The sequence below is a fragment of the Paenibacillus tritici genome, from assembly GCF_018207515.1.
Classification (GTDB): domain Bacteria; phylum Bacillota; class Bacilli; order Paenibacillales; family Paenibacillaceae; genus Paenibacillus_AQ; species Paenibacillus_AQ tritici.
In genome coordinates, this window is sequence record NZ_CP073365.1 from 2,638,162 (window position 1) to 2,659,027 (window position 20,866).

The 20,866-nt window shown below is 54.3% G+C and carries 21 protein-coding genes; 14 read left to right on the top strand and 7 right to left on the bottom strand.

All coding sequences use genetic code 11. The features are described from left to right. The first annotated feature begins 28 nt into the window (after nt 1–28). A complete protein-coding gene (locus tag KDC22_RS11030) occupies nt 29–658 on the top strand; it encodes an O-methyltransferase (RefSeq protein ID WP_425517024.1) in 630 nt (209 codons plus the stop codon). 37 nt (nt 659–695) lie between these two features. Here the strand turns inward: KDC22_RS11030 and KDC22_RS11035 are convergent, their stop codons facing one another. Then, on the bottom strand, nt 696–1,916 hold the full coding sequence (locus KDC22_RS11035; protein ID WP_173137907.1) for an MFS transporter: 1,221 nt from the start codon (nt 1,914–1,916) through the stop codon (nt 696–698). A gap of 229 nt (nt 1,917–2,145) precedes the next feature. Here KDC22_RS11035 and hemE point away from each other — a divergent pair, with 229 nt between their 5' ends. The 11 genes from hemE (at nt 2,146) to KDC22_RS11090 (ending at nt 13,532) form a co-directional block, all read left to right on the top strand. Beyond that, on the top strand, nt 2,146–3,207 hold the full coding sequence (gene hemE / locus KDC22_RS11040; protein WP_211723047.1) for a uroporphyrinogen decarboxylase: 1,062 nt from the start codon (nt 2,146–2,148) through the stop codon (nt 3,205–3,207). A gap of 34 nt (nt 3,208–3,241) precedes the next feature. Further along, nucleotides 3,242–4,186: a ferrochelatase gene (gene hemH, locus KDC22_RS11045; protein WP_211723048.1), complete on the top strand. Its 945-nt coding sequence runs from the start codon at nt 3,242–3,244 to the stop codon at nt 4,184–4,186. Further along, nucleotides 4,183–5,643 carry a protoporphyrinogen oxidase gene (hemG, locus tag KDC22_RS11050; RefSeq protein ID WP_211723049.1) on the top strand — a complete coding sequence of 487 codons (1,461 nt, stop codon included), beginning with the start codon at nt 4,183–4,185 and terminating at the stop codon, nt 5,641–5,643. The genes hemH and hemG overlap by 4 nt, the downstream gene beginning before the upstream one ends. 242 nt (nt 5,644–5,885) lie before the next feature. After that, nucleotides 5,886–7,289: a CapA family protein gene (locus KDC22_RS11055; RefSeq protein ID WP_211723050.1), complete on the top strand. Its 1,404-nt coding sequence runs from the start codon at nt 5,886–5,888 to the stop codon at nt 7,287–7,289. A gap of 78 nt (nt 7,290–7,367) precedes the next feature. Next, on the top strand, nt 7,368–8,099 hold the full coding sequence (locus KDC22_RS11060) for a glycerophosphodiester phosphodiesterase (protein ID WP_211723995.1): 732 nt from the start codon (nt 7,368–7,370) through the stop codon (nt 8,097–8,099). Between the two features lie 51 nt (nt 8,100–8,150). Continuing rightward, a complete protein-coding gene (locus KDC22_RS11065) occupies nt 8,151–8,774 on the top strand; it encodes a fumarylacetoacetate hydrolase family protein (RefSeq protein ID WP_211723051.1) in 624 nt (207 codons plus the stop codon). A gap of 25 nt (nt 8,775–8,799) precedes the next feature. After that, on the top strand, nt 8,800–9,603 hold the full coding sequence (locus KDC22_RS11070; RefSeq protein ID WP_173137903.1) for a DUF92 domain-containing protein: 804 nt from the start codon (nt 8,800–8,802) through the stop codon (nt 9,601–9,603). 64 nt (nt 9,604–9,667) lie between these two features. Further along, on the top strand, nt 9,668–10,273 hold the full coding sequence (locus tag KDC22_RS11075; RefSeq protein WP_211723052.1) for a TetR/AcrR family transcriptional regulator: 606 nt from the start codon (nt 9,668–9,670) through the stop codon (nt 10,271–10,273). Between the two features lie 50 nt (nt 10,274–10,323). Beyond that, a complete protein-coding gene (locus KDC22_RS11080) occupies nt 10,324–12,267 on the top strand; it encodes an ABC-F family ATP-binding cassette domain-containing protein (protein ID WP_211723053.1) in 1,944 nt (647 codons plus the stop codon). Nucleotides 12,268–12,561: 294 nt separating this feature from the next. Beyond that, nucleotides 12,562–13,050 (top strand): tetratricopeptide repeat protein, encoded by a 489-nt coding sequence (locus tag KDC22_RS11085; protein ID WP_211723054.1) that lies wholly within the window; start codon nt 12,562–12,564, stop codon nt 13,048–13,050. Between the two features lie 278 nt (nt 13,051–13,328). After that, entirely contained in the window at nt 13,329–13,532 is a 204-nt protein-coding gene (locus KDC22_RS11090; protein WP_211723055.1) for a hypothetical protein, read from the top strand. Between the two features lie 283 nt (nt 13,533–13,815). On the opposite strand, the gene KDC22_RS11095 is transcribed toward KDC22_RS11090, so the two are convergent. The 5 genes from KDC22_RS11095 to KDC22_RS11115 all read right to left on the bottom strand — a co-directional run bounded on the left by KDC22_RS11095 (nt 13,816) and on the right by KDC22_RS11115 (nt 17,707). Next, nucleotides 13,816–14,859: a M42 family metallopeptidase gene (locus tag KDC22_RS11095; RefSeq protein ID WP_211723056.1), complete on the bottom strand. Its 1,044-nt coding sequence runs from the start codon at nt 14,857–14,859 to the stop codon at nt 13,816–13,818. 28 nt (nt 14,860–14,887) lie between these two features. Continuing rightward, nucleotides 14,888–15,208 carry a LapA family protein gene (locus tag KDC22_RS11100; RefSeq protein ID WP_173137803.1) on the bottom strand — a complete coding sequence of 107 codons (321 nt, stop codon included), beginning with the start codon at nt 15,206–15,208 and terminating at the stop codon, nt 14,888–14,890. An 85-nt stretch (nt 15,209–15,293) separates the two neighbouring features. Further along, nucleotides 15,294–17,084, bottom strand: a complete 1,791-nt coding sequence (gene pepF / locus KDC22_RS11105) for an oligoendopeptidase F (protein WP_211723057.1) — start codon at nt 17,082–17,084, stop codon at nt 15,294–15,296. Nucleotides 17,085–17,296: 212 nt separating this feature from the next. Next, nucleotides 17,297–17,467, bottom strand: a complete 171-nt coding sequence (locus KDC22_RS11110) for a hypothetical protein (RefSeq protein WP_173137798.1) — start codon at nt 17,465–17,467, stop codon at nt 17,297–17,299. Between the two features lie 6 nt (nt 17,468–17,473). Then, a complete protein-coding gene (locus KDC22_RS11115; RefSeq protein ID WP_036702226.1) occupies nt 17,474–17,707 on the bottom strand; it encodes a hypothetical protein in 234 nt (77 codons plus the stop codon). Between the two features lie 172 nt (nt 17,708–17,879). Here KDC22_RS11115 and KDC22_RS11120 point away from each other — a divergent pair, with 172 nt between their 5' ends. Next, nucleotides 17,880–18,077 (top strand): cold shock domain-containing protein, encoded by a 198-nt coding sequence (locus KDC22_RS11120; RefSeq protein WP_036725228.1) that lies wholly within the window; start codon nt 17,880–17,882, stop codon nt 18,075–18,077. A gap of 201 nt (nt 18,078–18,278) precedes the next feature. Here KDC22_RS11120 and KDC22_RS11125 read toward each other — a convergent pair whose 3' ends face one another. Then, nucleotides 18,279–19,523, bottom strand: a complete 1,245-nt coding sequence (locus KDC22_RS11125) for an MFS transporter (RefSeq protein ID WP_211723058.1) — start codon at nt 19,521–19,523, stop codon at nt 18,279–18,281. 225 nt (nt 19,524–19,748) lie between these two features. Here KDC22_RS11125 and KDC22_RS11130 point away from each other — a divergent pair, with 225 nt between their 5' ends. Continuing rightward, entirely contained in the window at nt 19,749–20,831 is a 1,083-nt protein-coding gene (locus KDC22_RS11130) for a tetraprenyl-beta-curcumene synthase family protein (RefSeq protein WP_211723059.1), read from the top strand. Nucleotides 20,832–20,866 lie beyond the last annotated feature (35 nt).

Sequence of the window (20,866 nt, forward strand, 5' to 3'; positions counted from 1 at the left end):
CACACAATGAATGAAGAGGAGAATACATATGCAGAATCAGGAAACGTACAGTGAACAGCTATATACAGAGGATGAATTATTGTTAAAAGTCAAAGCGGTCATCGCCGCCAATGAGATGCCGGAGGTGTCGATTGCCCCGGGCTATGGCAGATTGCTGACGATGCTGGTGACCCTGTCCCGCTCTACGAGCATCCTGGAGATTGGAGCGCTCGGCGGTTACAGCGGGATCTGTCTGTGCCGTGGACTCACGCAGGGCGGTACACTGACCTCTCTGGAGCTTAAGGCTGAATATGCCAAGCTTGCACAGGGCCATCTGGAGCAGGCAGGCTTCGGGGATGCGGTAGAATACAGAATCGGCCCTGCGCTGGATAGCCTGAAGCTGCTCGAAGCGCAGGGCCGAAAGTATGATTTCTTCTTCATCGACGCCGACAAGGAGAACTATCCGAATTATCTGGAGTATGCGATCCGGCTGGCTTCGCCAGGTGCGGTCATTGCCGGGGACAACATCTTCCTGCGCGGGCGTACGCTCAATGCCGAGAAGAATGGACCGGCGGTTCAGGCGATGCGGCGCTTCAATGAGATGATTGCCACCGATCCCCGCCTGACCAGCACCCTGCTGCCCGCCTATGACGGACTGGCCCTGGCGATGGTTAAGTAGCTAGTCCTCTCCAACCATGGGCTTGCCTTGTCTTACGCTAACGGAACAACCGGGGTTCAGTCTTCTTGTACAGCTTAAGCCGTACCCACACCGTGTTGATCAGCAGGAACGCGCCAGAGATAATGAACAGCCCTTCAATTCCGATATAACCGGACAAAAATCCGCCGATCACCGCGCCAAGCATATTGCCGAGCGCGAGTGTACTGCTGTTGAAGCCGAACGCCCGGCTCTCCTTGCCGTCAGGCGTATAGGAGCGGATCAGGGCGTTGACGCTCGGCAGCAGACCGCCCATGAAGACGCCCATCAGGAAGCGGACGAGAATCAGCTGCCAGACGCTGGTCACGAACGCCTGCGGAATCAGGAACAGAGCAGCGCCGATCAGCGCAAAGGTTAGTATCCGGTGTGCCCCCACCTTGTCGCTGAGCTTGCCAAGCAGCGGCGAGGCGACCATGTTCGAGATACCGGTGACGGCACTGACCATGCCCGCCCAGAAAGCGATATTCACAGCGGAGCCGTGCAGCTTCTCAACATAGAGCGGCAGCAGCGTCATCGGGCTGATCATGGCGAATTGCAGCAGGAAGGTCACGCCGAACAGTGCGGGAAGCTGAGGCACCTTCGCCAGCTCCTTGAAGCCTTGAAGCACGGATACCTGAGGGACCTGCGCGGCTTCCACCCGGTCGAATTTCTCTTTGACCAGGAATAAGGCCAGCAGTGATGCAACGAATAGCAGCGCACCGACCACATAAAAGATCGGACGGAACCCGATCCAGTCCGCAAGCAAGCCGCCCATCAGCGGGCCGAGAATCGTTCCGGCCACCGCGCCGGACTGCATCAGGCCCATAGCGAAGCCCATCCGGGGTTTCGGTGTCGTTCCCGAGACCAGCGCGATAGACGCCGGGTTGAAGCCGGAGATGGTTCCGTTCAGCAGCCGGAGCAGCAGCAGCTGCATAGGGGACTGCGCGAAGCCCATCAGCACAATAACAATCGCCATGCCGAAGCTGGAGCGCAGGAGCATAATTTTACGTCCGTATTTGTCGGCAAGCTTGCCCCAGAGCGGCTGGAAGATGAACGAGGTCAAGAAGTTTGCGGCAAAAATAAGTCCGGCCCACATCCCTATAGCGCGATCGCCGGTTACCCCCAGATCCTTGGCGAGATAAAGAGACAGAAAAGGGGTAATCATAGTCATACCCGCATTCACCAGAAACTGGCCGAACCAAAGCACCATGAGGTTGACTTTCCAGGTCTCCCAATTCTTCAAAGTGCTTTTCACTTCCTTTCATGGAATTCAATGAACATTGTTCACGAAAAATTGACATTATATCAGTATATCATAGTTTTTCAGTCGTATAATGCAACACTTGTCATAGTAATGTCATGGGATTGTCATTCCCTTAAGGGTGAAACGGTTGTTAGCCGTTTACAAAAGGGGCATAATAATGATATGTGTTTTCACAAAGCAATCTATCAAATCTAATGGAGATCTTATCATGACCTACAACGACACTTTTATCCGCGCCTGCAGACAGCAGGGCACGGAGTACACTCCCGTATGGTACATGCGGCAGGCTGGCCGGTATGATCCCGACTACCGAACCATCAAAGAGAAATATTCGCTGCTCGAGATCTGCAGACAGCCCGAGCTTGCGGCTGAAGTGACCTTGATGCCTGTGCGCAAGCTGGGTGTGGACGCAGCTATTCTGTATTCCGACATCATGAATCCGGTGGCTTCCCTCGGTGTCAATTTCGACATTGTGAAGAACATTGGGCCGGTCATTGAGAATCCGATCCGCTCCGCAAGGGATGTCGAGCGGCTGAAGCCGATTGATGTGGAAGGCGATCTGGGCCATATTCTGGAGACGATTGCCATCCTGGACAAGGAGCTGGATGTACCGCTGATTACTTTTGCAGGGGCTCCGTTCACCATTGCCAGTTATCTGATTGAAGGCCGTCCGTCCAAGACGTACCACCGCACCAAGGAGATGATGTTCAGTCAGCCTAAGGTGTGGGAGAAGCTGATGGAGAAGCTGGGCGATATGGTTATTGCCTATCTGCGTGCTCATGTCCGCAGCGGCGGGAAGGCCTTCCAGTTGTTCGACAGCTGGGTCGGGGCACTGGCTCCGCGTGATTTTGAAGCATATGTGCTGCCGACGATCACCCGGATTTTTGCCAGCTTATCCGATCTGGATGTTCCCAAGATTTATTTCCCGGGTGTCAGCTCCGGGGAGCTGCTTCCGAGCCTGACCAGGCTGCAGGCCGATGTGATCGGACTGGACTGGCGGGTAAGCCTAACCGAAGGGCGGCGCAGACTCGGCGGAGGGTTTGCCGTTCAAGGCAACCTGGACCCTTACCTGCTGACCGCGCCGATGGATGTATTGAAGGCCCGGGCCAAAGAGCTGATTGATGAAGGCATCACGCAGCCGGGGTATATTTTTAACCTGGGGCATGGATTATTTCCTGAAGCCTCTTTGGACACGCTAAAGGAATTGACGGATTACGTGCATGAATATTCGGCAGCGGCAATGAAGCAGGCGGCACCGCCGCTGGCCTGACTTGGGACATTATTCGTAAAAGGGGATGGGAACCGTGACCACAAAAATTGGTGTACTCGTGATGTCGTACGGCACGCCTGAGAGTCTTGAGGACGTAGAGGCCTATTATACGCATATCCGGCGGGGGAATGCGCCTTCTGCCGAACAGCTCAAAGAGCTGACGGACCGCTATAAGGCGATTGTGGGAGGCGTATTTCCGCTTAGAGAGAACACAGACCGCCAGGTGGAAGCCTTGCAGGCCAAGCTGAACAGCGGGCAGATTCAGTATGTCTGCTACCAGGGTCTTAAGCACGCCCGGCCTTTTATCGAGGATGGCGTGGAGGCGATGGTCCGGGACGGGATTACACAGGCGATCGGCATCGTGCTTGCCCCTCATTATTCTGTGATGAGTGTGGGCACATATATCAAGCGGGCCAAGGAAAAGGCTGAAGCCTGCGGAATTAACATGGAGTTCGTTGAGAGCTACCATATGCATCCCGAGCTGATTGATGTGCTCAGCCGGAGGGTGACTGCGAAGCTGGATGAATTTGAAGAAACCGGCGCAGTGCGGGAAGACGTGCGTGTGCTGTTCAGCGCGCATAGTCTTCCTGAACGCATTCTGGCTATGGGCGATCCGTACCGTGACCAGCTGCTGGAGACCTCTCAGGCGATTGCCTCACAGGCAGGTGTAGACTCCTGGCAGTTCACCTGGCAGAGCGCGGGCCGGACGGCAGAGCCGTGGCTGGGCCCGGATATTCTGGATACGTTGCGTGAGCTTGCTGACAGCCAGGTGAAATATGTATTGTCCGCGCCTATCGGGTTCGTATCCGACCACCTGGAGGTGCTGTACGATCTGGATATTGAGGCACAGGCCCTTGCCTCCGAGCTCGACATGCGGCTGCTGCGGATTGATTCGCTCAATAGCGATCCGGCTTACATGTCCGTGCTTAGCGATGTAGTGCGTACCAAGGCCAACCAGCTGAAGGTGAACATGCCATGACCGCTTCACCCCGCAAGGTAGTCATTATCGGCGGAGGCCTCAGCGGCCTCAGTGCCGCGTACTACATCCGCAAGTTTTACCGTGAAGCCGGAATACAGCCGGAGCTTACTTTGGTCGAGAAGGACAAGGTCCTTGGCGGCAAAATTGAGACGCTGCACCGTGACGGCTTCGTGATTGAGAAGGGCCCGGATTCCTTCCTGGCCCGCAAGACGGCGATGGTTGATCTGGCCAGGGAGCTGGAGCTGGATCATGAGCTGGTGAGCACCAATCCGAACGCCAAAAAGACCTACATACTGCAGCGTGGCAAACTTCATCCGATGCCTGCCGGTCTTGTGCTTGGCATTCCTACAGAGCTAAAGCCCTTCCTGAAGAGCGGACTCGTCTCCTTCAGCGGTAAAATGCGGGCGATGATGGATTTCGTAATTCCGCCCCGCCGCAGTCTGGAGGATGAATCGCTCGGCGACCTGATCGAACGCCGTCTCGGGACAGAGGTGCTGGAGAATATGACGGAGCCGCTGCTCGCAGGGATTTATGCAGGTGACATGCGGAAGATCAGCCTTCAGGCGACTTTTCCGCAGTTCGGCGAGGTGGAGCGGCAGTACGGCAGTCTGATCCGGGGGATGACGACCGGCAAGAAGCCGGTGGAGACCCACACCGGAACCAAGAAAAGCGCTTTTCTCACCTTCCGTCAAGGACTACAGAGTCTGGTACACGCTCTTATTCATGATCTGCATGAGGTCCGCCAGCTCACGGGGACAGGCGCGAAGTCCATTCGGGTCCTGGGGGAGGACGGATCTTCTGAAGCTCCCCGCTATGAGGTAGAGCTGGACAGCGGCGAACTGCTGCAAGCGGATGATGTCTATATAACCGTGCAGAACTTCGCAGCCGCAGAGCTGCTGCGTCCCCATGTGGATGTATCTTCACTGGATGCAGTGAACTATGTGTCTGTAGCTAATGTGGTTATGGCCTTTACCAAGAAGGATATCGTTACCGAATATGACGGATCGGGCTTCCTTGTCCCCCGCAAGGAGGGACGGAACATCACAGCCTGTACCTGGACTTCTACCAAATGGCTGCATACCAGCCCTGAGGATAAAGTGCTGCTGCGCTGTTACGTTGGACGTTCGGGGGATGAGCAAAATGTGGATCTGCCGGATGAGGCACTGGCGGAGCTGGTGCGCAAAGACCTGAAGGAAATTATGGGAATCACCGCTGCACCGCTGTTCACAGAGATTACCCGGCTCAGATCGTCCATGCCGCAATATCCGGTGGGTCATCCCGGCCGGATTGCCGGCCTGCGCAGGGAGCTGGCACAGAAGCTGCCGGGCGTCTATGCGTTCGGTGCAGGCTATGACGGCATCGGAATGCCGGACTGTATCAAGCAGGCGAAGCTAACGGCTGAGACTGCGGCGGCGGGCTTGCAGAAGCGGCCGCAACCGGCGGAAGCGATGGTATAAAAAAGAGCGGTGGAGCGGAGCAGTGGCGCTTCACCTTTTTTAAAATATAAGAATTTATATGTTTCACATAATAACTTATCCTTATATTTCTCGCTGAAACGAATACCGTCCTTATAAAAGGACGGCAAAGCCGTTTCCGCTTGTGAAAATACCTTCCTAGTACCAAGGGCTGCCTTGGAGCGTCAGCTAATAGATATGCTATAATAGAAACACTTTAAGGGTAAAGGAGATTACTTGTACTCATGTATCCGCCCAGATCAGGCAGTAGACAAGGCAAGAAACGCACAAGCAGGCGCCGGCGCAGAAGAGTATGGGCATGGATTAACGTGATGCTGCTACTGATGATTACCGGTGTTCTGGCTTATTCGTTCATGGATGATAATAACCAGGATAGCTCCCCACCTCCGCCGGTGTCTCCTGTTACTTCGTCTTCACCGGAAGCGGCGGCAACGGAGGCTCTTCCTACCGGGGAAGCGCCCGGGACAGAGGCAGTGGCTACAGCCACAGCCACAGCAACGGCCACTCCGGAGCCTGCTCCCGAGAGAACGCAGGAGGCTACTCCGGTGCCTGCAGAGACAGCGGAAGCCGCCGCTACCCCTGCTTCAACGGAACAGGCGGCCGCTACGGATGCACCGCTAGCAACCACTGGAACGGCCGGCGGGCTGGTCTCAGGCTTGCCGGAGAACGCTTCCGGCGGGACGGTGAAGCTGAGCTTTGCCGGAGATATCATTTTCAGCGGTAAGGCGGGTGAGCTGCTGCAGAAGAAAGGCTACGATTATTCCTACAGCGCGCTGGATGGAATGTTCAAGAAGGATGATCTCACAGTTGTTAATCTGGAGACTCCGATTACTACACGCGGGGTAGGGGCCAAGAACAAGCAGTTTGTATTCAAGGGGCCGCCAAAAGCGCTGGATGCGCTCAAATCTGCCGGTGTAGATGCAGTCAATCTCGCTAATAACCATACGCTGGATCAGGGGGAAGAAGGACTGCTGGATACCCTGAAGCACCTGGGCGAGCGGGGAATTCCCCATGTGGGGGCGGGAAAAAACAGCAAAGAGGCCTATTCGGCTCAGTTTTTTGAGCGGAAGGGAATCAAAATCGCCTTGCTTGGCTTCACCCGGGTGATGCCGGTGATCGAATGGAAGGCCGAAGCAGGCAAGCCGGGTCTTGCCTCTGTATATGATAGTGCGGAAGCGCTCAGAGCCATTGCCGCCGCCAAGCAGCAGGCCGATGTTGTCGTCGTTGTCGTCCACTGGGGGCGGGAGCGGATGGAACAGTATGACAAGACCCAGCAGGATATGGGCCGTAGCTTCATTGATGCCGGAGCGGATCTTGTAATGGGCGGGCATCCGCATGTACTGCAGGGCATTGAGCCTTACAAAGGCAAATGGATCGCCTACAGCACCGGTAACTTTATCTTTACACGCGGTTCCGTCCCGGCTACTTGGGAGACGGCGGTATTTGAGGCGGAATGCAGCAAGCAAGGACAGTGTTCGCTTAAGCTAAAGCCGATGGATGCTGAACTGGCACAGCCGGTACCGATGAATGAGGCGGACGGGCAACTGCTGCTGCACAGAGTGGAGTCTATCTCTTCCGGTCTGATCCAGATCCGCAATGACGGTACCGTTACTCAAACCGTGAAATAGCTCTGAAATAGCTGTACAATAGCCTGAATTACCAGAACACCTGAACAGGTATTACTTCTGCTGGAGGTGCGAATGATGATGAACAACCTGTGTGTAGCCCACCGCGGATTTTCCGGCAAAGCGCCGGAGAATACGCTGGCAGCCGTCCGGATGGCGATTGCGCTGCCTTATGTACGCTGGATGGAGATTGACGTACAGCTGACGAAGGACGGGGTGCCTGTGGTCATCCATGATTATTCTCTGGACCGCACGACGAACGGACACGGCAAGGTGAAGAATATGGATTTTGAGCCTATGCGGCGCCTGGATGCGGGGAGCTGGAAAGGGCGGGCTTTTCGCGGAGAGCGGGTGCCTTCGCTGGAGGAAGTGCTTGCGCTGGCGTCAGGCAGATTACGGCTTAATATTGAACTGAAGACCAGCGGGGATCTGTATCCGGGCCTTGAGAAGGCGGTCATTGATCTGGTGAATGCCAGGGGAATGCGCGAGGATGTGGTGCTGACCTCCTTCGATGCCGGTGCACTGCAGCGGATTAAGGAGCTGGACCCCAGGTTCCGCACGGGACTGATCTACGACTCCAGATCTGGTGATCCCGCGGGCAAGCTGAATGAGCTGGGCTGCTCTTTTCTATCCATCAGCTTCGACCGGCTTAGTCCGGTGCTGGTGAAGTCCCTGGTGGAGCGGGGCGTGAAGGTTATGGCCTGGACCGTGAACAAGGGCAAGGAGATGCGCCGCCTGTCCGCGATGCATTCCGAGATTATGATCTGTACGAACCGTCCGGATATCTGGGGCGATATCTTTCTGAAGGCGTAAGCTGCACGGCTGTTGGCTATCATTATATAGAGAAAGCGAGCTGAAGGATCAATGAGTGGAACGGTCAATAATGTATACTGTGTCGGACGTAATTATCAATTACATGCGGAGGAGCTGGGCAACCAGGTGCCGGCCGAGCCGCTGATCTTCCTGAAGCCCTCACACGCTGCTGTGGCGCTGGATAAATCCATTATTCATCTTCCCCAGAATGCAGGATTGATCCATTATGAAGGTGAGCTGGTGCTGCGTATTGCGCGTGACTATGTGCCGGGAATGAGTGTGGACGAGCTGGTGGATGTCATGGCCCTGGGGCTGGATTTCACGCTCCGTGATGTGCATAATGATCTGCAGCGCAAAGGCCTGCCCTGGACGCCCGCCAAGGGCTTCAAGAATGCTGCCCCGCTGACGCCTTATATTGCTTTGCCTGAGAAGGAAGAACTGGAGTCCACAGACTTCACCGTCCGCAAGAACGGAATTGAAGTCCAGCGGGGGAACGTGAAGAACATGATTTTTCCGCTGCAAAAAATCGTTGAATTCATTGCCTCCCGCTACGGGCTGGGCAAGGATGATATCATCTTCACCGGAACGCCGGCAGGCGTAGGTCCTGTGGTACCGGGCGATTCGTTCGAGCTGTTCTGGGGCGATACTCTCATGGGCACCTGCCTGATCGGTTAAGGCGATGCTCACAGGACTTGAAGTGCTGCAATGGATTATCGGGGCCGGCGGTGCGCTGCTGGTCGCAGGTGCAGCTTACTGGAAGCAGTCGCTGAGCTTCTCGGGGATGCTGGCGGCAGTCATGATGGGCACGATCTACTTCGGCGCGGGCAATCTGTTCTGGTTCGGCATCCTGCTGGTGTTCTTCATCTCCTCGACCCTGCTGTCGAGGCTTCATCATGAGAATAAGGCAGAGCTTGAGGCTACGTATGACAAGACGGGACGCCGGGACGCCGGCCAGGTCTTCGCCAATGGCGGGCTTGGTATGCTGCTGGTTCTGCTGAACGCAATTTACCCGCTGGAAATCTGGGGATTCCTGTTCATCGGGGTCATGGCTACCGTGACCTCGGATACCTGGGCGACAGAGATCGGCACATTGGCCCGGAAGCCTCCCCGGTCGGTCCTGACCGGGAAGGTGCTGCAGGCGGGTGCCTCCGGGGGCGTGTCCCTGCCGGGTACGCTGGCGGCGGCAGCAGGCGGGGCATTGATCGGCGCCGCCTCCTGGCTGCTGCGGGCAGCCTCAGGCATGATGCCGCACTCTTTGCTGCTGCTGGTTCTGGCCGGACTGCTGGGCGGGCTGGCCGGAGCTTTTGCCGACTCGATCCTGGGAGCCACGGTGCAGCGGATGAACCGCTGCGCGGTCTGCGGCCGCGAGGTGGAAGCCTCGCAGCATTGCGGAACGCCTACTGTGTACGCCCGGGGCTGGCGCTGGATGGACAATGATACGGTGAATGCGGTGAGTTCAATATTCGGCGGTGCTGTGGCGCTGCTGGTCAGTTACATAGGATGAGGACGGGCTACGTTACGTTATCCGGTAAGATCGTTGATTATTACAATTGGGGGGAGGTGAACCGTTGAGCAGTGCATCTGTAGACAAACATGCAGCGATTCTGGATGCCGCTTATGAGCTTTTCGGTTCAGGAGGCTTCTACGAGACGAAGATGTCGGAAGTAGCGGAGCGTGCGGGAATTGCCAAGGGCACGGTCTATTTATATTTTACAAGCAAGGAAGAGCTGTTCATGGCGGTCACCCGCCGCGATTGTGAAGAATTCCTCGAGCAGCTTGAGGGCAAGCTGCGTATCTGCTCTACACTGACAGAGAAGCTCTCGGTCATTGCCGAGCATCACTTGTTCTATTATTATGAACGCAAGCAGCATACGAAGCTGTTCTTCCGCGCGCCCAACAATAACCCTGAACTGGTGGCCTATATGGCCGAGTTCATGGAAGCCTACATGCAGGCTGTCGTGAAGGTGCTGCTGGAAGGCGGGGCAACCGAGCCGGAGCTGATGGCACAGTCGTATATCGGGATACTCGACCGCCTGAAGATGGATATCCTGTTCAACCCGGAGTTTGCGGAAGCAGATGCGGATAAGCGGGCGAGGTTTGCGGCCAGACTCTTCATTAACGGGGCATTGGGCAGCCTGAATCCGGCGTCTGGTGATCTTCCGTCTGAACCCTAAGAAATACAGCCAATTCTGGTTTTAAAATATAAGGCAAGCGAGGACAACAGATGAATATTATGACGGTGGAACATCTCTCCAAAAGCTACGGGGAGAAAATCTTATTCCGTGATGCCTCCTTTGGCATGGATGACAGGGATAAGATTGGCGTGATTGGCGTAAACGGAACAGGTAAATCGACCTTTCTGAAGATTATCGCCGGACTGGACACAGCGGACGCGGGGCAGATTGCGATTGGCAATGATGTGCGGGTGCAGTTTCTGGCCCAGAACCCGCCGTATGAGCCTGGGAATACGGTGCTGCAGCAGGTATTTGCCGGGGATGAACCGGAGCTTGCGACGATGCGGGAGTATATGGAGATCCTGTCTCTTCTGGAGCAGAATCCGGGGGATTCGGGACTGGAGGGCAGGCTGGTCACAATCAGCCAGGCTATTGATGCCGCCGGTACCTGGCAGCTGGAGAGTGAGGCCAAGACCGTCCTGACGAAGCTGGGCATTACCCAGTTCGATGCCCGGATGGAGAATCTCTCAGGCGGACAACGCAAGCGTGTCGCGCTGGCCGCAGCGCTGATTACGCCATCGGAGCTGCTGATTCTGGACGAGCCTACCAACCATATTGATACGGATTCCGTAGCCTGGCTGGAGCAGTATTTACAGAAGCGGCGCGGCGCGCTGCTGATGGTTACGCATGACCGTTATTTCCTGGAGCGGGTAGCAAGCGTGATGCTGGAGCTGGACGGGGGCAGCCTGTACCGCTATGAAGCGAACTATTCCCGCTTCCTGGAGCTGAAGGCGGACCGTGAAGAACGCGAAGCCTCAGCGGAGCAGAAGCGCAAGAATCTGCTGCGCACGGAGCTGGCGTGGATCAGACGCGGAGCCAAAGCCCGCTCTACGAAGCAGAAGGCGCGGATCGACCGCTTCGAGAAGCTCAAAGACAGCACAGGAGGGGCTTCAGCGGCTTCGATGGATATCTCTGTGGCCTCTACAAGACTAGGCCGCAAAATCATCGAAATTCAGGATCTTACGAAATCACTGGACGGCCGGACCTTAATCAAGGATCTGACTTATATTGCTGTACCGCAGGACCGCGTAGGGATTGTCGGCAAGAACGGCAGCGGGAAGTCCACCCTGCTTAACCTGATTGCCGGTAAAATTACGCCGGATAGTGGAGAGGTTCAGCTGGGGACTACCGTCAAGCTGGGCTATTTCACCCAGGAGCATCAGGACATGGATCTCAGCCTGCGGGCTATTGAGTATGTGAAGGAAGAGGCGGAGATTATCAAGACCGCAGACGGCAGTGTGATTACTGCCGGGCAAATGCTGGAACGGTTCCTGTTCCCTCCTGCGATGCAGTGGACCCCGATCTCGAAGCTGTCCGGCGGCGAGAAAAGACGGCTCTACCTGCTCCGTGTACTCATGGGGGCGCCGAATGTGCTGCTGCTGGATGAGCCGACGAATGACCTGGATATCGGAACCCTGGCGGTGCTGGAGGACTATCTGGATGAATTCCCCGGTGTAGTCTTCACCGTATCCCATGACCGGTACTTCCTGGACCGCACAGTGGATAAGCTGATTGCGTTCGAGGACGGGGCTATTCGCCTGCATGTCGGGGATTATAGCGAATATGAAGAGTGGCTTGCGAAGAATGTGCCGTCCGGTAGCGGAGACTCCGCCAAGTCGGAAGGTACCTCCGGACGCGCTCCGGGTGCGGCTGCTGAGCAGGGATCGAATACACCGGCTGCCGCAGCTTCCCGCGAGAAGCTGAAATTCACCTTCAAGGAGCAGAAGGAATACGAGGGCATAGACGAGGCAATCGAACAGGCTGAACAGCATCTCGTGGAGATTGCGTCACAGATGGAGGCGGCCTTTGCAGACTCTGGCAAGCTTCAGGAGCTGGTGGAGAAGCAACGGCAGGCTGAAGCAGAGCTGGAGCGCCTGATGGAGCGCTGGACCTATCTGAACGAGCTGGCGGAGAAGATCGCCGGGAAAGCGTGAGCATTCCTCTGTTCACTGTCCTTCCCGGACAGAGAGCGGGTAACTTTATAGCCAATTCCTGCCCGGAATACAACATTGTCCCCATCCTACCGGCCCAGAGCCGGGGAATGTTGTATAAATGGCAGGATTTCACCTTTTACAAGCGTCTGAGGAGGATTAGATAGGTTGCACACAATAACTTATCCTTCTATTTCTCGCTGAAACGGGACCGTCCTTTAAAAGGACGGCAAAGCCGTATCCACTTGTTATTAATTTGTCATACTAGAGCTACATCATGGAAGGAGGGCGCTGTTAGTGACAAGTACCATTGAAGCTGCCATAGCGCTGCGGACCTCCGGACAGGCGGAGGAAGCGAGAGTCCTCCTGCTTGAGTTATTGTCAGCGGATGACAGTAATGCCGAACTGTACTATCAGCTGGCCTGGACGCACGATGTGTTGGGTCTGGAGAGAGAAGCTGTGTCCTATTATGAGCGGAGTCTTGCGCTGGGTCTTGCGGATGCGGAGCAGAAGGCGGGGGCGATGCTGGGACTCGGCAGCACGTACCGGACGCTTGGAGAGTATGCAGCATCCCGTGCGATCCTGGAGCAGGGGGCGCTTGAATTCCCGCAGCGTGCGGAGTTCCAGGCATTCCTGGCGATGACGCTGCATAATCTGGGTGCGCATACTGAGGCGATGGAACTGCTTCTTAAGCTGCTTGCAGATACCTCCGCCGATGCCGGTATCCAAGAGTACAGCAAGGCCATTATGTTCTACGCGGATAAGCTGGAGCAGGTGTGGCCTTAGCCACAATGGGTTAGAGAAGCCGTATCATAGCGGAAATATCTAATCCGGGCCGGGCTATGATCAAATCCTGCCCGAAATGCAACTTTTCAATCGCGATCGCGGCTTTAATCCAGAATGGTTGTTCTGCCAAAAATGCTGCACCAGCTATTTAAATAAGCCGGTGCAGCATTTTTTGTATCGTATAGGGGATTTATCACACATAAGTATTGTTGGCAATTCCCGATTCCTAACGGTCATTGCTACTAGACTAGACGGGTTTGAAGCGCATGAGGATTTAGTTGGATTTTATCCACCTGCTGATGGACGAGGGCGCCCTGCGAATGAAGCAGATGGATAAACAGCACTTAAATCATCATATTTCACCCGAATTCGCTCAAACCCACATAATAGATGTCGTTTATCCACTTGCTTCCGGAAATCCTCGTAAAACCAGCAAATTAAGCTACCTTTTTCCACTTGCTGGCCGGGAGGTAAGGCTCTAGAGTCTGCTGCCTCGCGCTGTCCGTCGAGCCCGCTGCCCCACGCTGTCCGCCCGAGCCCGCTGCCCGCCACCGAGCCCGCTGCCCGCCACCGAGCCCCGCTGCCCCGCGCTGTCTGCCGAGCCCGCTGCCCCACGCTGTCTGCCGAGCCCGCTGCCCGGCCGAGTTCGCTGCCCCGCGCTGTCCGCCGCCGAGTCCGCTGTTCGCTGAGCGCGCTGCCCTTCAGGGTTCGCTGCCCGGCTGAGTCAGCTTCACCCTTGCCGGACCCGATAAGCCGCCTCGAATATCAGTTCGCCCCCACATAAGCCGCAAGCAGCTTAGCGGTATTCAGCACAGCCTGCTTATGGGTGCGCTCCATGGAATGGGAGGCATGGACGCCGGGGCCGATCAGCGCGGCGCGGATATTATTGCCGCCGCGCAGCGCGGCCGAAGCATCTGAGCCATATTGCGGATAGATATCTACCGCAAATGGAATCGCCAGACCGTTCGCCAGCTCGATCATCCGGCTGGTCATGGCATAGTCATAAGGGCCGGAGGAATCCTTCGCACAGATAGAGACATCGGTCTCCTTGCAGCTAAGGTCATCGCCCATTGCACCCATATCCACAGCAATCATCTCGTTGATTTCGCCCGGAATCCAGGCTGCGCCGTGTCCAACCTCTTCATAATTGGAGATCAGCAGGGAGAGGTTGTGCAGCGGCTTCCAGCCTTCGCGCCGGATGCTCTCCAGAAGCCCGAATAACGCAGCCACACTGGCTTTGTCATCCAGGTGACGCGACTTGATATATCCGCTTGGGGTAAGCACGGCACGGGCGTCAAAAGAGATGAAGTCGCCGACGGAAATCCCCAGCTTAAGTACATCATCTTTGGTCGAGACGGGCTCATCAATACGGATCTCCATGTTTTCTTCGGAGCGTTTGAAATCACGCGCATCGGCATAGACATGCACGGAAGGATGGCTTGTAAGAATGGTGCCGGTGTAAGTTAACCCGCTGCGTGTATGGATGATACAGTATTCATTCTCAATGCTATTCATGGTGAAGCCGCCAACCGAAGTTAAGCGGAGGGTACCATTAGGTTTAATGGAGCGGACCATGGCGCCGAGCGTATCCACATGGGCACTGATGCCAATGGTGCGGGAAGGGTCCAGGCCGGGCACGGTAAGCATGGCGCCGCCTTTCTCATTCCAGCTGAGCGGGATGTTGAGCGCCGCGGCTTCTTCGGCTACAAGAGCCATTACCTGGGCGGTGAAGCCACTGGGGCTGGGAGTGTCCAGCAGTTTTTTGAGCAGGGTCAGGATATATTCTTCATTGGGCTGGATGTTAAGCAAGGGATGTTCCTCCTATTCGGTAGATGGGTTATAACTGAGAGGTTCCTTCTGTAGGGACAGAATCGTTAGGGATGTTCAGGGAATCCATAGCACTGCCCGCATCACGGAGCTTGGCAAGCTCGGCGTTCAGGTTCTTGATCTGCTTCTGCAGCTTATACTGGCGAAAAATCCCATAAGAACCCACCACAAGACCCCCGATCAGCGCACAGCCAAGGATCACGAGAATAAGCGGGATGCTTACAACGTCAAAGCCGAAATTAACCGGAACCGTATCTACATTCATGACTGCGAATACTGCGGTCAGCAGGGCAAAAAACAAGCCTAATATAAGTGACCATTGAAATTTCATGTTTCTTCCTCCTCGGTTCGGTGTGACAATATAAATCCCCTGCCCGCAGAGGGCAAGGGATTACTGTTATACTAAGCTTTCTGTGTTACTTGGTCAACTGTTCCATCTGCTCGATCACGCTTTCGAATACGCTCATTGCTTCGCGGATCGGCTCAGGGGAGGACATGTCAACCCCGGCCTTGGAGAGAATGTTGATGGAATAATCACTGCCGCCGCTCTTCAGGAAGCCGAGGTAACGGTCTACCGCCGGTTGGCCTTCCTCCAGAATCTGTTTGGCGAAGCTCGTCGCCGCCGAGAAGCCGGTAGCATATTTGTAGACATAGAAGCTGTTGTAGAAATGCGGAATCCGCGCCCATTCCATCTCAATGTCCTGATCAATCACCATATCCTTGCCGTAGTACTTGACATTCAGGTCATAGTAGATGGCCGAGAGATCCTGAGGAGTAAGCGATTCGCCTTCTTCCGCACGCTGGTGAATGATCTTCTCGAATTCAGCGAACATCGTCTGCCGGAATACTGTGGTGCGGAACTGGTCGGCATAATAGGTGAGCAGGTACATTTTTTCCTTAGGGTCCGTGGACTTGTTCAGCAGATAATCCATCAGCAGGGCCTCATTGGTAGTAGAAGCGACTTCAGCCAGGAAAATAGTGTATTGTGCATCCCGGTACTTCAGCGTCGTATCTGAATAGTAGGAATGCAGGGCATGACCCATCTCATGCGCCAGCGTAAACATACTGTTCAGGTTGTCGTTGTGGTTCAGCAGCACATAAGGATGGGTGCCGTAAGCCCCCCAGCTGTATGCGCCGGTGCGTTTGTTCTCGTTCTCGTATACATCAATCCAGCCTTTGTCATAGCCCTCCTGCAGGACACCCAAGTAGTCTTCGCCAAGCGGCTTCAGGCCTTCCTTGGTAATCTTCTTGGCCTCGTCAAAGGTGATATCCAGCTTATATTCGTCCACGAGCGGAGCGAATAGGTCATACATATGTAACTCATCTACTCCAAGCAGCTTCTGGCGCAGCTTCATATAACGGTGCATTAGCGGCAGGCTCTCATGGATAGTGTCGATCAGATTCGTGTAGACTTCCTTCGGAATATTGTCGCCGTACAGGGACATTTCCAGGACAGAAGGATATTTGCGCACACGGGAGTAAAATACATTCTTATTCACATTCGCGCTCAGCGTGGCCGCAATGGTGTTCTTCTGTTTGCCGTAAGTTTCATAGACCGCTTTGAAAGCATTCTTGCGCACTTCACGGTCCGGGCTTTCCAGGAATTGAATGTAGCTGCCATGAGTCAGCTCGACTTCCTTGCCTTCTTCATTCTTAACCTTCGGGAACTTGAGATCCGCATTGTTCAGCATGCCGAATACCGTTTGCGGGGCCTGGGCAAGTGTGCCGACCTGGGCGAGCAGGGCTTCTTCCGCTTTGGACAATACATGGGCTTTCTCACGCTTCATTTCAGTCAAAGTGAAGGTGTAGTCGGACAGCGAAGGGTCAGAGATGAACTGATCGAGGGTTGCGTCGGGCAGAGCCAGAATCTCCGGTGTGACAAAAGAAAGTGCTTCTCCTGCTTCAACGCCAAGCTTCTTGGCCTTGGAGGAGAGGGCCTGATACTTCGGTGCAGCCGTATCCTCATCCTGGCGCATATGCGCATAGACATAGAGGCGTTCGGTCAGCAGGGACAGCTTGTCGTCCAGCTCGAAGCATTTTTTGAGGGAATCTGGAGAATCCAGCTTGCCCTGGAAGGAAGCGGCACTTGCAATCAGCTCCTTCACTTCCTTATATTCGGCATCCCATTGATTCTCTGAAGCAAACATATCTTCAAGCTTCCAGCGGTTCTCAGCGGGCACTTCACTTCTCTTAGGTAATTGTTCCATAGATATCCTCCTCGGTTGATGGGATGCGGCAGAGCCGGTCTTCACTTGCGGGACTGCTGAGGACAGATTTCCCTGCAGCAGGGTGAGCGCAAGCAGGAGCGGGAGTGATTTGGCGGTAACGGACATGACGGCAGCCTCCTGAGTCTCAAAGTCTGCTTAGTATGCCCTGCCAATTCATGTTTATTAAACCAGATGTGTGCTGTAAGATGAAGTTATGTGAGCAGGCTATAAATAATGAAAACAAAAGCCAGCGCAATCATAACGACTGCGGTTAACGCCATCCCGCGCTTGAGGCGCGGGGGCATCTTATCCTTGCTCATGATCAGAACGGCACCGAGACACAGAACGACGATTACATAGATTACAAGACTCTCATTGTTCATGCCGGATTATACCTGCTTGAAGGCAGCGATAATATTCTTGTACTCTTCTTCATTGTCCTTGTAGGATTCTTTATTGAAGCGGTTGTTCACCCACTGCATCATAGCCGGCCGGCTCATGAAGGTGTGGGTTTCTTCCCCCCACTGATCGGATATTTCGCGGAGGATAATATAACGTCCCTGAACCTCCACGGTCATCATGTTCCATTTGTCTGTTTTGTATATTTCATGTTTTTTGATCATTATCATTACCACCCTGGCGATTTTTGGCTTTTGGCTCAATGATAACGCACCGGAGAAGGGAAAAGCAAATTAATTCACGAAATCAGGGAAATGATGGATTGCTTTACAAGTAAAGAAAGAGTATAATGTAAGCATACGCCATATATGGCGGTATTTTTAGGAGGTTGTTCATTTGAAAGGTACAGTTAAGTGGTTTAACGCAGAAAAGGGTTATGGTTTCCTTCAAGTAGAAGGCGGCGAAGATGTATTCGTTCACTTCTCAGCCATTCAAGGCGACGGTTTCAAGACTTTGGACGAAGGTCAAGCGGTTGAATTCGATGTTACTGACGGTAACCGTGGACCACAGGCAGCAAACGTAGTTAAATTATAAAATACGGCCAAGGCAGAGCTTCTGCCAGCCGCAATATATATATTTGATGCAGCACGCACTGGCATGAGTAGCATAAGGCAACTTAAGCAGCACACAGTTCTTTCGGGAACTGTGTTTTTTTGCGCCTCAGGAAGCTGATTTAAGCCGGAAGCGGCAACAAGCCATGCCGATCCCGGACAGGAACGGCATGGCTTGCTCCGCTTAGAGCGGAGTCTTGGAGTTGCTGCGCAGCGGGCGGTCCGTACCGCCTCCGAGGTCCATCAGATGCTTGGACAGGAAGCCGATTAGGGCTAGGATGGAGAAGCCTGTAGCTACCATATAGAATACAATCCGTCCGGCATCCTGGTAGATCAGTCCGCCGAAGGTGCCGCTGAGCAGACCTGCACCGCTGGACCATACGACAGTGAACAGCGCCATCCCGGTTGCCCGGAGATGATCGGGGATAATCCGGGTGATGTAGCGGACGGCCGTTACATAATAGATACCGAATGAGACGCTGTGCATAGCCTGAATGGCTACCACAGTTCCCGGCTCCTGGGCCAGCGCCATGAACAGAAAGCGCAGCGTGAACATCAGGCTGGCAAAGGCCAGCAGCGGCAGCTCCTTGAACCTGTCGCCGTACCTGCTCAGCAGGAAGAAGATCGGGATCTCACTGAGTGCAGAGGCCAGCAGCGCCCAGCCGACAATCTCATCACCTGCATTCATGCTCTTGAGGCTTATGGTCAGGAAGGCCTCGTTCATCCGGTAACCTATGGCAAGCAGGAAGACGGAGCCGAAGAACCACAGCACTTCCTTTTGGAGCAGAATTTCCCGGAGTCCGGCGCCTTTAAGGGGTTTGTCCGGTGATTCTCCGCCTGCCAGTGCGGGAGCGGCTTCGCTGCGCTTCACATCCTTCAGTCCAAATGTAATCAGCAGCGCAGTCACGACAATGACAATACAAATAGCTACGCTGTACTGAGGTCCCATCGCTCTTAATACATATCCGATCGTAAGGGCGAAGAAAGAATACCCGAGGGAGCCGAACACGCGAATGGCGATGAAATTCCGCCCGTGCCGCTGGGCGATTTTGATGGCCATCGTATCTGCAAGCGGAAATACAGGGTAATAGAAGAAATAGAAAAAGGACAAAATAAGCATAACACTTGAAAAATCGGTAGCTCTGGCGAGAATAATGGCGGTGACCAGCTGGCCGCCAAGCAGAAGCGCCATGATCTTCCGTACCGTACCCAGCCTGTCACTCATCATACTCCAGAATAGATTGGAGAGAATCGAAATCAGCGGGCCCACAGAGTACAGCAGGCCCATTTGCGGACTGCTGAACCCTAAGTGTGCATAGAACAAAGGGAAATAAGAAACAACCAGCACACTTGTGCCGTATAACGTAAACATAAAGGATCGCAGCCAGTTCTGATCACTGTATTGGCCGCCGCTCCGTCTCGCATTCATGGTTGTGCACTCCTTCGGATAGGACAAAAACTTAGAATAGTAACCTTTTTTGGCTGAACGGGTAATAGTATAGCATAAAGCGGAGAGGCCGGGGTTACGTAAAATATCGTTTTTCTGAATCTTTCAAGCTTTTGCGAAAGTGATTTTGTTGTTTGTACAAATACGCTCTGCATATTATAATAATGATGATTTGGATAAGGAGACAACAATGTGGAGGCACTGTCATTGAATGAATTTGAGCAAGGCCGTTACCTAAGTCCGCGCGGTCCTATTGGAATGATGAACAGGGTCTATAAGTACGTGCTGCCGGAAGTGCGATCATGTCTCGATTTCTGGCGCCAGGATGCAGAAGGAATTCCCGATCCCGAGCTCCGTAAGCAAGCGCTTGCCAGCATTGAAACGAAGCAGTTTCATTGCCAAGGCGGTGGTATCTATGCCGCCGGTAATTTGTCGATGAGACATATACTGATTCCGCTAATTGTTGCTTATCAGACAATCAGTGATTATTTGGACAACCTATGTGATCGCAGTACTTCGCTTGACCCTGACGATTTTCGGCTGCTGCACCAGTCGATGCTTGATGCGGTTATCCCCGGCGCAGAGCCAGTGAACTATTATGCGCTGCGTACCGAACAGAATGATGGCGGATATTTGAACAGGCTGGTCCGCAAATGCCAGGAGATGACCTCCCGGCTTCCGGGATACGGTGCTGCCGCTGAAGAGATTTATCAGTTGGCCGTATTGTACACCGATCTTCAGGTCTACAAGCACATTCATCCTGATCTCAGGGAAGCTGCCCTGAAGGAGTGGTGGGAGAAGGAGGGGCATCGTGCACCTCATCTCCAGTGGAATGAGTTTGCAGCCGCAACCGGTTCAACTCTGGGTGTGTTTATGCTTTTTCTGGCTTCCTGTGATCCCAAGCTGAGCACCGCTGCATCGGCTTCCATTCGTGCTGCGTACTTTCCGCATGTGTGCGGGCTGCACATTATGCTGGATTATCTGATTGACCAGGACGAAGACCGGGCCGGCGGTGATCTCAATTTCTGCAATTATTATGAGAATACGGATACTATGCTGGATCGGATCGCTTCGATCGTAGAGTGGGCCCGCAGGGATGTCCAGAATCTACCCGAGACCTCCATGCATCGTATGGTCATCGAAGGACTTCTGGCACTTTATTTGTCCGATCCCAAAGTCAGCGAACAGCGGGAGGTTCGCCTGGTATCCAAACGGCTGATGAGAAAAAGTCCGCTGACCCGGCTTTTCTTCTTCGTCAACAGCCGCTGGATACGCAAACGTATGTATTAATGCATCAGATGCTGCCGGGCCTTCGTCCGATTAGG

What these genes read in the sequence shown, in the direction of transcription:
- KDC22_RS11030 (WP_425517024.1), top strand. Translation starts at nt 29, where the DNA reads ATGCAGAATCAGGAAACGTACAGTGAACAGCTATATACAGAGGATGAA.
- KDC22_RS11125 (WP_211723058.1), bottom strand. Translation starts at nt 19,523, where the DNA reads ATGAATGCGAGACGGAGCGGCGGCCAATACAGTGATCAGAACTGGCTG.
- KDC22_RS11110 (WP_173137798.1), bottom strand. Translation starts at nt 17,467, where the DNA reads ATGAACAATGAGAGTCTTGTAATCTATGTAATCGTCGTTCTGTGTCTC.
- KDC22_RS11060 (WP_211723995.1), top strand. Translation starts at nt 7,368, where the DNA reads ATGAACAACCTGTGTGTAGCCCACCGCGGATTTTCCGGCAAAGCGCCG.
- KDC22_RS11055 (WP_211723050.1), top strand. Translation starts at nt 5,886, where the DNA reads ATGTATCCGCCCAGATCAGGCAGTAGACAAGGCAAGAAACGCACAAGC.
- hemG (WP_211723049.1), top strand. Translation starts at nt 4,183, where the DNA reads ATGACCGCTTCACCCCGCAAGGTAGTCATTATCGGCGGAGGCCTCAGC.
- KDC22_RS11080 (WP_211723053.1), top strand. Translation starts at nt 10,324, where the DNA reads ATGAATATTATGACGGTGGAACATCTCTCCAAAAGCTACGGGGAGAAA.
- pepF (WP_211723057.1), bottom strand. Translation starts at nt 17,084, where the DNA reads ATGGAACAATTACCTAAGAGAAGTGAAGTGCCCGCTGAGAACCGCTGG.
- hemE (WP_211723047.1), top strand. Translation starts at nt 2,146, where the DNA reads ATGACCTACAACGACACTTTTATCCGCGCCTGCAGACAGCAGGGCACG.
- KDC22_RS11115 (WP_036702226.1), bottom strand. Translation starts at nt 17,707, where the DNA reads ATGATCAAAAAACATGAAATATACAAAACAGACAAATGGAACATGATG.
- KDC22_RS11065 (WP_211723051.1), top strand. Translation starts at nt 8,151, where the DNA reads ATGAGTGGAACGGTCAATAATGTATACTGTGTCGGACGTAATTATCAA.
- KDC22_RS11100 (WP_173137803.1), bottom strand. Translation starts at nt 15,208, where the DNA reads ATGAAATTTCAATGGTCACTTATATTAGGCTTGTTTTTTGCCCTGCTG.